Source organism: Paenibacillus sp. J22R160 (assembly GCF_059692135.1).
Map to the genome: position 1 here is coordinate 681,123 of NZ_JCAUAU010000001.1, position 12,469 is coordinate 693,591.

The window sequence follows — 12,469 nt, forward strand, 5'->3', positions numbered from 1 at the left end:
TTCTAAGATGACCTTAATGCATTTCGATTGTTTCTTGGCGCATAACGCGCTGAAGAATAAGCGTTGTGATCAGTGAGACGATTAGGATCATTACACCGATGGCCGCTCCATAACCGAAATGATATTGTTGAAAAGCCATCCGATACAGATAAGATCCCATCACTTGGGTTGTATTATCAGGCTGTCCGCCGTTTGTCATAAGCTGAACAATTACGAAGGAACCGTTTAGTGTCGTGATAACAATGTTAACAACGGAGACTTTAATTTGCTCCCATATGAGCGGCATCGTAATGTTGCGGAATTGCGACCATTGACCGGCTCCATCTATATTAGCTGCTTCGTAATAAGAAGCAGGAATATTCACGATTGCAGCAATCATCAAGATCATATAGAAACCGATACCTGCCCAGATTGTAGGCGGCAGTAACATCCAAATCGTATGCTGAGGAAAGCCTAACCAAGTAATATCAACCTTTTCCCCAGTAAAAAGGGATAAGAAAGCATTCAGGAATCCAATTTGCGGATTGTAGATGAAGTTCCAGAGAACACCGATAACAACGACCGAGATCACATTTGGGATAAAAAAGATAGCTCGGAAAAATCCAGCCCCTTTTACTCTGAAGCGTGTCAAAGCAACTGCGAAGAACGTTGCCAGAATCATAATGCCAATCACTTTTCCAACGACTAAGAAATAATCATTCCCAATGGCTCTAAGGATAATTGGGTCCTTGAATATCTCTTTGAAATTGTCAAAACCGATAAACGTGCTGTTCTCCGACATTCCTGACCAATCATAGAATGACTTCTGCAAGGCCTGTATAACAGGGTAGATCGTAAACACACAGAAGAACAAAAAAGTCGGAATGATGAATGAAGCGATGAACATATTCCGTTTCCACACTTTTGACTTGGCCTTCATTCTATCCTCACCGTCCTATCATTAAAATGGCGGAGAACGCCTAGGGCACTTAGCCTTATTTGTTCTCCGCACTGCCTCATTCAGTTCCTATTTCTTCTGCTTGGCTACGACATCAGTAACACGTTTTACCCACTCTTCAGGTGTGATTGTTCCGATAGTCAAAGCAACACTCGCATCTTGCATAGCTTTGTCAACGTCTGCTGCAAAGGAAACCGTAGGTACTACCACTGTGTCAGGTGAGGATAAGAATTTTGCAGCGTCTTTAACGAAGTTAGGTGCTTTGGAGGAGGAGATATCACCTTTAACGTTAGAAGGAGCACCGCTCAGCTCAGCCCATTGGGAAGCTTGCGTTTTGGAGAATACGAACTGCATGAATGCTTTAGCAGCATCTTTGTTTTTCGCTTTTTTCGCGATGGCAAATGTCGCTGTGGACGTGTTCGCTACAACTTTTCCACCTTTATCTTGCGTGATGGAAGGGATGAATCCGAAGTCAAAGGAAGCTGGAACGTCTTTCGCCATTTCGTTTGGCAGCCACAGACCATTCGGGATGAAAGCGTCTTTGTGCTGTAAGAACAAGGATTGGGAATCCGTGTGGTTGATTTGAACGGATGCTTTGTCGATGAATCCTTTATCACGCAATTGAACGATTTTGTTTAGACCTTTGATGATTGCTGGGTTTTTCCAAGCTTCAAGATTATTTGTGGACATATCTTGCAGCAATTTGTAGTCATTATTATTAGCAGATACGATTGCAGGGAATAGTACAGCGCCATTGATGTAGTAAGGGTATTTACCTGTGTGAATGAAAGGATTAATGCCCGCGGCTTTAATTTTCTCACTTACAGCCAAGAACTCTTCAAAGTCTTTAGGCTCTGCCCAACCTTTTTCTTTGAATAGGGCTTTATCGTAGAAAATACCCCATGAGCTCATTACGAAAGGAACGTTATAGATTTTACCGTCAAACTCTTGTGGTTTTTGAGCAAGCAAATCCATAATTTTATCGCCGTCAACGTTTTTCGCGTCTTTGATCCACTCTGTCAAATCTTCCAGTTGACCGTCTGTCACCATTTGGCGATCGAACAATTCAGGTCCGTCGATATATACGAAATCAGGTGGGGTACCAGCGATCCAACGGGGTTTCATTTGTTCGTTGATTTTTGGTCCCGCACTTTCTTTAATTTTCAAATCTGGGTTTGCTGCTTGGAAATCAGCAATAACTTTCTTCCACCATTTGTCGCCGTATCCGCCAACAAAGTATTGGATTTCAAAATCACCTGTTAATTTTTTCGCAGCTGCCGCAGTAGGCGCAGCACTTGCAGCTGCTGTAGGTGCAGTTGTTGCAGATGCAGCTGGTTTTGTCGTTTCTGCCGGAGCAGCGGTTTTACCGCAGCCTGCTGCTACAAGTACCATCGATGCAGCCAAGCCCATTGTTGACCATTTTTTCATATTCATGTGTTCATCTTCTCCCTTTTTTAATAAATCTGTTTGTTATTTGGAGTAGCGAATTACCGGTTACTATGATTCCGTCGTTTGCGCGACCAACCCCTTTCAGCATTCAACTGTTGAAAAAAAATAAAAGGGCATAGTTATAGAAGAAGATTTGCATTCTTCTAATAACTAATGCCCTTACGGTAACATGTTATTAAAACTAACATATTCAATTATATTCGTTGCCTTGTGTGATTAAATCTTACAACACAATGACATGGTCGTCAATACATGATTCAAAAATTTCCTTGTGACTACTATATTCTATGTTCGACCCATCTTGTGATATGATAGATCATATCGTTAATCCTAAGTAAAGGGTGATTCCTATGTCCAAACGTAAACCAACAGCCGTTAATCGAAGAGCCAAAGAGGAAGTCAATAAGAAAGCTATCATTTGGACAGGCGCCGCTTTGGGTGTTATCATAATAGCAATGGCATTACTGCTCATTTTGGACAAATGATTGCAATTGAAATGATTGAATTTATCACATTTTGAATTGTAATCGCTTTCTTAATGAATGTCAATAGAAATCCGTCGTTGTTTTAACGAGCAACGAATAACCCCGTCTGAATCTTAGTTCAGGCGGGGTTTGCTTCGATAATGATAAGGCTGATAGGACTAATCCAACCATTTATACTTTTTGCCTGGATTGCTGTCATTTGTCTGCAGCGGCAATCCGAAGGATTGCTCTGGTTTCCCTCTCCCAGCTCCACTGCCTGGGGACCCTGATCCTTCAGCTGAACCCGGCTCAGGCAGTATCCCCTTGCCAATGGTCACTTTCGTTTGATGCGTTACCATGTTGTAGAGCTCTTCGATGTCCGCTTGCTGCATCCGAACACAGCCGTGCGACTCATCTTTGCCGATGCTGGAAGGCTTATTCGTACCATGAATAGCATACAGCGTATCTGATAAAGTCATACCTCGACTTCCAAACTCACCATTCGATTTACCGTTCGGATTGCGCACTTTTTCACTAATGATAAAATCACCCTGAGGCGTTTTATCGCCGCCTAACCCAACGGGATAGCTCCGAATGATCTTATCTCCGCTAACTAAGACAAGAAGGTGCTTATCCGTATCAATCATAATTCTGAGCGGTTCACGCAGAGGATCGCTTGAAGCTTTGGGTTGCGAGCTGCTTGGCACGGCAATCTCTTTGAAATCTTGATTAGACTGCAGACCTTGCCCATCCGCTTGCTTCGTCTCCTGAGATTGTCCTGGCATAGCAGGTTCAGCCTTCAGCAGCTTGAGCGTTTGCGGAAAAAGCTCCAGCATCTCTGGCGTGAGCCCCGGAAGCAAATTATCCGGGTATGGCTTGGTTAGCTGATCAGGTGTCTCAGGCAGCGAACCCGTTTTTGCTTGATAGGCCTTCATCGCGCTTTGTAGAACGATTGCCTGCTCACGATCCCGCATCCATAGATCAATGATCGGAATAAGCGCCGTGCTATCAGCAATTTGACAGGAACAAATTTGCGACTGATAGTATTTCAAGGCAGATGAGCCGGCGCCTCCACCTTCGGATGTAACACTTATCAGCGGACTCACCGATTTGTTCCACTCGATCCATTTGCCATCTGCACTTCGCGGCGCTTGCATAATAACCGATTCACCAGGGCTCGCGCTAGACGAAACAAGGACTTGTTGAAGCTTTCTCCCCCAGTCCTCTCCTGAGAAGTATAACTTTGTCCCGGGCCCGTGCGAATCTCCTTGTATTTGAGCTGGTTTAACCACAGCAAGAGCACCCGTGTCTGTGCTTGGATTTGTCTTTACAGCCCTACTAGACACGCCGCTCTGCGCAGAATCTATCGCGGCTGGAACTGCCAAAAGCAGCAAAAGGACTAAAAGCGGCAGCCACTTCCCTTTGCCCTTCCCACGGCTAGCATGATCCGCATCCTTGGCGATCTTAGAGCCGGCAAATGGGGCAGATGAGGAAGAAGGCAGCGGCCCTTCAATCGTTATTTTTTGACGCTCAAAAGCCTCGTAGATCTCGCCAGATTGCGCAAAACAGTAGGCCGCCTTACCTTCTTTTCCTTGCGCCGCATATTCTCGCCCTAACAAATACCAAGCCATTTTGTGTTCAGGATGCTCTTTGACATATTTCTTAAGATACAGCGGATCTTCGATCGGATTATGCTGAAAAAATCGTTCCAGCTGATCTTGGCGATGATTATTTTTCACCTCGGATACCTCCCCCGCACGAACTTCGAGACTAACTCTCTCAAATTTATCGGCAGATGAGGCTTGGAGTTGAAGCTTAAATTAAAAACGAGCCCAACAAGGTTTCCCCCGCCAGACTCGTTTCGTTCTTACTTCACATAAGATTTTGTACGTAAAATCGCTGTTTGTGCTGCTTCATCCCACTGCACATCCAAACCGATCTGTTCCGCGAAGAAACGAATCGGTACATACGTCCTGTCCTGCTTCACATACGGTGAAACATCCGTAGCTTGTTTCAGATCAGCTTGCCCTGCCTGTTTAAGCACAACACCTGTTTCACCGATGGTTAACTCCACAGTCGTGTTTCCTTTAATTAACAGAACGACTTTTTTGCCCGCTTGTTCCGCATACTTAACTTCGAAACCAAATGTTTCACTGATCGCGCGAACTGGAACCATTGTCCGTCCACCCTGAATCTCAGGCTGAGCATCGAATGAAATTGCTTTGTCGCCGTTTACGACCTTAATTCCTTGACTAGCTAAATTTGCAGGTAAATGATACGGCGTTATTTTACGGATCTTGTTGTTCGAAGCATCTGCAACGATCATATTTCCTTGAACAGTTACCATTACATCACTAGGATTGTAAAATTCAGCTGCCCGTTCCACGCCGTCTGTCTCACCCGTTTGAACCGTACCGGAAATCGTTGTCACCTTACCATCCAACAAATAACGAATCGCATGATTTAAGCTATCTGCAATCAAAACTCCACCTTCAGACGTCACGGCGAGTCCTTTCGGAAAGTCAAACTTAGCTTTTAGCGCTTCACCATCTGCGTAGTCTCCGCCTGCATACAGCTCATTTTTCTCATAAATTGTATGATTGCTTAATTGTGCTGTTGAGCCAGCAACCGTCTTCACGGTGCCAGTTTGCAGATCTATATAACGCACGCGCTGATTACCCGTGTCGCTCACATACAGATTTCCTTTGCTGTCCAGAGCAAGTCCCGCAGGCTCGTTGAACTTTGCTTCAGCTAAACTGCCATCTTTGTACTCACCCGCAAATGACGCTTCTCCAGGACGAATCAGAATCGCACGAGTAGAAGCCGCATTTAGTGTTGATACCGTACCATCCGTTGTAATTTTACGAATCACATGATTGAGGGAGTCCGCTACATACACATTTCCGTCAGCAGTTACCGCAACATCACTTGGATGATCGAAGCTTGCGTCTGGTCCTTTGCCATCCTTCTTACCGGGAATACCATTTCCTGCAAGCGTGGTAACTTGTCCGTTCGTATCCACTTTTCGAACCGCGTTATTCGCAGAGTCAGCTACATACACATTTCCCTTGCCGTCGACTGCCAAACCTGATGGTGCATTAAAAAATGCTTCAGAGGCCTTGCCATCAAGGAGTCCCCCCGTTGGAAATCCTAGGCTATTCTTAGTTATAACAACCTCCGGTCCTGCGAACGTCGTGACTTTGCCTCCAGTAACCTTACGAATAAGATGATTGCGAGTATCTGCAACTAGAATGCTGCCATCAGGAAGCTGAACGACACTGCCAGGAGCACGAAATCCAGCGCTTAGGGCATCGCCATTCCCATCTTCAAAATCCCCAATTCCAGCGAAGGTCGTAACATCCGCAAGAATTTGGCCATTGCTTGCGTGCAGGGCATCCGCAGACAAGCCCGCCGCCCACACGGATGAACCTCCAAGTAGAGTTGCAGCCGTTAGGGTGGAAATAAGTATATATTTTAAGGGTTTCATAGGTTTCTCCTTTCATTAATTTTTCTATTAAACACCAGTATGAATATCTAGGATTGCAGGTTGAATGCCGGATTCAACAATCGGGATGATTTGAACGGAAGTTCCATTTTTACGTACAATAACAATTTTTCCAACACTAACCTCTTGATGTCCATAGCCATTCATCGGAATTGTTACGAGTTTTTGAGTGCCTGAAACCGCGATGTTACTTGCATCCCCGAAGCCTGTTACCGAGTAAACTAGCTCTTTTTGACTATTACTCTCATATTCTTTGATATTCTTGGCATAATTCGTAAGATTGTTTCGACCAAAAATCGCCCCATTTACAAGCGGCTTATCTGCTGTGTAAAAAGTATTTGTACCATACAACAAATGGACCTCAACGCCATAAATATCATTAGTTCCAACGAAATTGCTTAAATTAATATCCAAGTTGTATGTATTCGCATTAGGACTAGCCTCATTTAATGTCGCTTTTAAACTTACGGATGGCGTTGGTGTTTCAGGTGTTCCTGGGTCAGGATTGCCCGGGCTTGTGTTTCCACCAGAATTTCCTCCAGAATCCGAATCGCCGCCAGTCGCCGGTGGCTTAACGACTTCCGATTCTTTCAACTTTGCTAATGCATCGGCTTTAGCCTTTTCCTCGGCCGCTTTCGTAGCTGCCTCAATCTTTTTCTTCTGCTCTTCCAGCAGTTTAAGTTGATCTTCCAGCTGCTTCTTCAGCTCAGCTTGCTTCTTTTCCTGTTCTAGCTTATTTTTCAACTTCTCAGCTTCAAGCTTCTTCAAAAGTTCTTGCTTTTGTTTCTCTTTTTCGGCATCAATACCCGCTGTTTTATCCAAATCCTTCACTTTGCTTAAATCTAATTTCTTGCTTTCCTCAGCAATCTTTTTATTGACTTCTGCAAGGACTTTATCCATCGAAGATTGATCAAATTTCTTTTCCGTCAAAGCTTTCTTGGCAATGTTTCCGATTAAATTATCGAAGTTTTGCTTCACTTTATCGAGGTCTTCTTTGCTCTTCACGACTAAATTCTCATCATCTGTTACTTTGCCTTCTGCAAGTTCTTTTGCTTTTTCGGCAAGAAACTCATCATTTTCTTTATCAATTTCCGCTTTGTTCAGAATGAACTCTTTGATGACTTCAGGCGATGCCTGTTTAACAAAATCATCCAGATCAAGGAAATCCACCTTCAATGACAAATCCTCAGTTTCATCTCTGGAATCAAGTGAAATTTGTTGTGTTGGATACAAATAGGTAACGGTTGTTTTCTGCTCCGAATCCTCTGTGCTCGTTACCGTAGAAGCAGAAACCTTCCCTGCCCCAACGGCCATTTTGATGGCCCCAGTAACCGGATCAACCATGACAAAGAACTGCGTTCCCCTCACACCCATGACTGCAGTCGGCGTTTCAACTTCAAATTCATCATTAGAACCGGCTAATGATTTCACTTTCACCCATAACGAACCAGCCCATACTTTGAGCTTGGATTTCTTGTTTCCATCCGAAGAATTGAGATCGGATACATTGATTTCCGCATTTTCTCCCAAGGTTACATCGGCATCCCCGCTGCTCAAATTAAGCGTTACAGATGAGCTGGCCCCCGTATAAACAGTGTCACCTTGATTTAAACTCATACTTTCATAAGCATCGTATGATTTGGAACCTCCGCCTTTTTTGACGGTTACTTCTCCTGACAATGACGATACCACAGCTACCCGAACGGTTTTGGCGTCTACAGGCTTCGCAAGCAGCACTGAGATCAAACTAAATATCAAACTTAAGCTTAAACATACTGAGACAAATGATTTCTTGGACATCCCCACACTGCTTCCTCCCTAGTTTCCAACTTTAAAGATTCCCGATTACTTCAAATACCTCTACGGGTTTTTCTTTTCCTTTAACCTTGATTTCACCGATAGACTCAATGACAAAAAGGTCTTTGACTCGCTTATACGTCTGCTCGCTAATGAGAATTTGTCCTGGCTTCGCATTCGATTCCAGACGTGCCGATAAATTCACGGTATCCCCGATCGCCGTATAGTCCAAACGCAGTTCTTCGGAACCGATATTCCCGACTACAGCGGGTCCGCTATTAATTCCTAGACCGAATTTCACGCCGACTCCATACTTCTCGATCAATTTCTGTTCAAGCACATTCGTCTGTGACTTCATTTCAATCGCTGCGCGAACAGCCATTTCCGGGTGATTATCATATTCAATGGGAGCACCGAACATCGCCATAACCCCATCACCTATGAACTTATCAAGCGTTCCATTAAATTTAAAAATCGCTTTCGTGCATACATCCAAATATTCATTCAGAACTTGAATGACCTGCTCTGGTTCTAACTTCTCTGACATTGGCGTAAACCCGCGAATATCAACGAAAATAAGCGATATATCCTTGCGACTTCCCCCGAGCTTGACATCTTCTCCAGATTGCAGCAGCTCGTCTACGACCGACTTCGAAACAAATCTGCCAAATATCCCTGTTACCCGGTTACGTTCCTTACGCTCCTCCAGGTAATGACTTACTAATGACCATATGTATATCGTTACTAAGGCAAATTGCGGATAAACAAGCGGAGCAAAAGTTGAGCCTGCAATATAAAAGACTAACCATACACCGCCATAAATCACGAACATGCCAATAAAAATAAATAGAGCGGTCTTTCCTTTGAATCTCTCAAATAAGTAAATTGCTAGCAAAGAAATTAGTAGAATAAGACCAATACCAACTGTTGTACTTGTGTCTTTATAAAATTTACTTTCCAACAGGGTTTGAATCATATTGGCATGTATTTCAATCCCAAACATTTTGACTGAACTAATCGGCGTAGGATATTCGTCCTGCATCGCTGTAACGAAAGGCCCAACCAGCACAATGCTGCCCTGCAGGGGCAAAGGATTTTTACTATTCAAAACATCTACGAATGAAAGCATTTCGTATCCGGAAGTAGCATCGACTTTCTGTCTAGGCAGTGTAAAAAACTCAGTCGTTACTTGATTTCTCTCATTCGTTGGCATAACGATACTGCCGCGCTTCCATTCTCCCGTCACTTCATCTCTCTTAACTTTCTCTTTATCGTCAAGAACTAGATTGGCAAGTGCGACACTGAAAGCTGGTATGAAAGTCCCATTCTCATCCGGCAATCCAACTGGGAGCTTTCGGGCCTTTCCATCCTTATCGACAAACACATTAATGTGTGCCATTTGCTGTTTGTTAGTGGTCAAGGCTGCCGTTGGGTAGTCAACTTTCTCAGGCACTAGATCTCCTGCTTGCTGTTGTTTGGAGGGGTAATTGATTTGAACGGGCAGGATAACATTATGATATTTGGCTAGCACATCAGCCAAAGCTTTATCGTCTGCGGGGATTTTTGAAGGTTCAGCCAAGACTACGTCTATGCCGATTGCAGCTGCGCCGGACTGCTCCAGCTTTTCGATCAATTGTGCGTACGTTGTTCGGTCCCATGGGAATTTCCCGATTGCTTTTAAAGATTTCTCATCAATCTTGACAATTTTAATCCGATCCTCAGGTTGGCGTTCATCGACTGATTTGGCTTTACGCAATACATCTTGAAGGGGACCCTCAATAAAATAAAATAATCCGCTCGAGTTCACCGTGTAGAAATATGTCGACAACAGCATCAACACTAGTCCTGCTGCCAACGTATTGATCCATTTCTTTTTACCCATAAGAGCCTCCCCATGCATACTAGCTTCATTGTAAGATGGAGGGAAACAATTGGCAATGAATTGTTACAAAAAAATACAAATTGTAGCAAAAAAAAGCTCAGTCCCATTACAGGAACTGAGCTTTTTCGACATATTGTGGAACGCTCCACAAGTTGAGTTATGATTAGTTAAAAGGTGAATCCGCAACTTTGATGGAATCAGTTGGGCAGCCATCTTGTGCATCCTGAAGATCATCAAATAGATCTTCCGGGATTTCAGTTACCCCTTTATTGCCATCTCCATCAAAAATCACTTCTGCCAAGCCCTCATCATCGTAATCATAGATGTCTGGTGCTGTAGCTCCGCAAGCGCCACAAGCAATACAAGTATCTTTATCAACGAATGTATACTTTGCCATAGTTTAACTCCTCCTCATTTTATCCTCATTGTAAAATATAATATAAATGAGGACAAAGTTCAAACCTTAAAATTGTTCTACCTTAAAATACCTCTCAACAAAGTCCGCAAGAGCAACAACGTCATTCAAATCAAGCGTTGGCAGGTTTGTTAAAAGCGAATCCAGCGCCTGCATATCCGTTGCAATTGCTACTGGTTGCTGTTCTAGAGCTTGAATAATTTCACTCTGCTCTATTGTACGAAAAACTGCGATCTTTGGATGCTTTTCCCGCTTAAATCCTTCAACAAAAACATAATCCATGTGTGAATATGCGTTGATCTGCTCTTGCAAGTCAGGCTTCCGTCTTTTCTCATAGACATGAATAGCATCCGTAGAAATTGTCACAACCGCATCCGCACCGGATTGAGCAAAAATTGTAGAATCCGCACCGGCCGCTTCCTTATAGTGTCCATGAGCATCATGTTTCAATACAGCAACCCGCTTTCCGCGACACTTCATTTCTATGACCAGTTTGGTAATCAGCGTCGTTTTGCCGCTGCCCGAATAGCCGGCGAAACCGATACAATGTGCCATAGTTCCCTCACTTCTCCTCTTCCTTATGAAGCGGATTATTTTTCAAGTGATCCATCTGCAAGGAAGTTCCTCTTGACTTATGATTTCTAATGAAAGCGGAAGGGTCGTCACTCATCATGCCTGCGGTCAGAATCGCATTCTCCCCAAACTTATCTCGAAGTCCATCCATGATCTTATTTAAATTCTCACGTTTTGGCTGCTTCTCATAGTCGAATAAATCAAGCTGTACAAACGTCTCTTCTTTGCTAGTTAGATTTTGCAGCGTAATCCCCAACAACCGAACAGGGTTTCCATCCTCCCACTGATGATCATATAGCTGGCAGGAAGTTCTGTAGATATCATCCATGTGCTCCGTCGGCGTAGGCAAAGTAACGGATCTCGTAATCGTCCTCATTTCTGGATCGCGAATGGTGATTTGGATGGTAGACGTCATCAACTCCTGCTTTCGGAGCCGTCTGGCTACCTGATCTGCAAGATTCAAGAAGACGCGGTGAATCTCTTTTCTTTCTATATAATCCCGAGGCAGTGTAGTCGTATGACCGATAGATTTGCTTTGCTCTTGCTCCGGGTTAACCGGTGAGTTATCAATGCCATTAGCTGCGCGCTTTAAGTGTGGACCCATAATGCCAAAATGCTTACTAAGTAATAGCTCGTCGCCTTCAGCTAATTGACCTAGTGTAAGTATCCCCAGCCTCGTTAGCTTATCCGCCGTCTTTTTGCCGATTCCATATAAATAGTTACACGGTTTGTCCCATAAGACAGTAGGCACATCCCGTAAGCGCAGAACAGAAATTCCATTCGGTTTTTTCATATCCGAGCCCATCTTAGCTAATAATTTATTAGGCGCAACGCCAATGGAGCAGGGCAGCTGCAGCTCGTTCATAATCCTCTGCTGAATCGCTGCGGCAATTTCAAGCGGAGTGCCGAACTGTTTGGACCCAGTAATATCTACAAAGCACTCATCAATCGACATAGATTCAACCATTGGCGAATAGCTATAGGCGATTTGCATAAAACGTCTTGAAAAACCGCGATACAATTCAAAATCAGGACGGATAAGAATCAAATCAGGGCAGATTTTCAACGCTTGTCTGACTTGCATGCCTGTCTTAATCCCAATCGATCGTGCAGCATAAGATGAAGTAACAATAATCCCTCTTCGGAGCTCGACACTCCCTGCAACTGCAATTGGTTTACCTTTATATAATTCTGGCTCAACAGCCTCATGGACCGAACAATAGAACGCATTCATATCGATATGTAAAATAACTCTGCCTTGCTTGGGATAGTGATGCTCGACCGTCGTCATTTCACAACCCTCCCATGATCAAAGACCTAGACTAAAGCCATTTTCAGCATACAAAAAAATATTGTTTCAAGCAAACGCAATTTTGAGTTATGATGTCTTTACCCGTAATATTATGGTATAATCGTAAATTATACATTAGCGCTTTAAAGCAAGCAT

At 43.7% G+C, this 12,469-nt stretch carries 10 protein-coding genes; 1 reads left to right on the top strand and 9 read right to left on the bottom strand.

Annotated elements, in window-relative coordinates; genetic code table 11:
* Positions 1-13 precede the first annotated feature (13 nt).
* Both AC58UW_RS02840 and AC58UW_RS02845 read right to left on the bottom strand, forming a co-directional pair.
* Positions 14-919 carry a carbohydrate ABC transporter permease gene (locus tag AC58UW_RS02840; RefSeq protein ID WP_497419201.1) on the bottom strand — a complete coding sequence of 302 codons (906 nt, stop codon included), beginning with the start codon at positions 917-919 and terminating at the stop codon, positions 14-16.
* An 87-nt stretch (positions 920-1,006) separates the two neighbouring features.
* Positions 1,007-2,371 carry an ABC transporter substrate-binding protein gene (locus AC58UW_RS02845; protein ID WP_497419202.1) on the bottom strand — a complete coding sequence of 455 codons (1,365 nt, stop codon included), beginning with the start codon at positions 2,369-2,371 and terminating at the stop codon, positions 1,007-1,009.
* Between the two features lie 365 nt (positions 2,372-2,736).
* Here AC58UW_RS02845 and AC58UW_RS02850 point away from each other — a divergent pair, with 365 nt between their 5' ends.
* The gene (locus tag AC58UW_RS02850; protein ID WP_497419203.1) at positions 2,737-2,871 is read left to right on the top strand and encodes a hypothetical protein; all 135 of its coding nucleotides are present in this window, start codon (positions 2,737-2,739) and stop codon (positions 2,869-2,871) included.
* Between the two features lie 158 nt (positions 2,872-3,029).
* Here the strand turns inward: AC58UW_RS02850 and AC58UW_RS02855 are convergent, their stop codons facing one another.
* The 7 genes from AC58UW_RS02855 to AC58UW_RS02885 all read right to left on the bottom strand — a co-directional run bounded on the left by AC58UW_RS02855 (position 3,030) and on the right by AC58UW_RS02885 (position 12,313).
* Positions 3,030-4,589, bottom strand: a complete 1,560-nt coding sequence (locus AC58UW_RS02855) for a L,D-transpeptidase (protein WP_497419204.1) — start codon at positions 4,587-4,589, stop codon at positions 3,030-3,032.
* Between the two features lie 128 nt (positions 4,590-4,717).
* Positions 4,718-6,337: a stalk domain-containing protein gene (locus AC58UW_RS02860; RefSeq protein ID WP_497419205.1), complete on the bottom strand. Its 1,620-nt coding sequence runs from the start codon at positions 6,335-6,337 to the stop codon at positions 4,718-4,720.
* A gap of 27 nt (positions 6,338-6,364) precedes the next feature.
* Complete coding sequence (locus AC58UW_RS02865) at positions 6,365-8,155, bottom strand: FecR family protein (RefSeq protein WP_497419206.1); 1,791 nt, start codon at positions 8,153-8,155, stop codon at positions 6,365-6,367.
* A 31-nt stretch (positions 8,156-8,186) separates the two neighbouring features.
* Positions 8,187-10,034 carry a CHASE2 domain-containing protein gene (locus AC58UW_RS02870; protein WP_497419207.1) on the bottom strand — a complete coding sequence of 616 codons (1,848 nt, stop codon included), beginning with the start codon at positions 10,032-10,034 and terminating at the stop codon, positions 8,187-8,189.
* 163 nt (positions 10,035-10,197) lie between these two features.
* Positions 10,198-10,431 carry a ferredoxin gene (locus tag AC58UW_RS02875; RefSeq protein ID WP_127454548.1) on the bottom strand — a complete coding sequence of 78 codons (234 nt, stop codon included), beginning with the start codon at positions 10,429-10,431 and terminating at the stop codon, positions 10,198-10,200.
* Positions 10,432-10,497: 66 nt separating this feature from the next.
* The gene (mobB, locus tag AC58UW_RS02880; RefSeq protein ID WP_497419208.1) at positions 10,498-11,004 is read right to left on the bottom strand and encodes a molybdopterin-guanine dinucleotide biosynthesis protein B; all 507 of its coding nucleotides are present in this window, start codon (positions 11,002-11,004) and stop codon (positions 10,498-10,500) included.
* A 7-nt stretch (positions 11,005-11,011) separates the two neighbouring features.
* Entirely contained in the window at positions 11,012-12,313 is a 1,302-nt protein-coding gene (locus AC58UW_RS02885; protein WP_497419209.1) for a DNA polymerase IV, read from the bottom strand.
* Between the last annotated feature and the right edge of the window lie 156 nt (positions 12,314-12,469).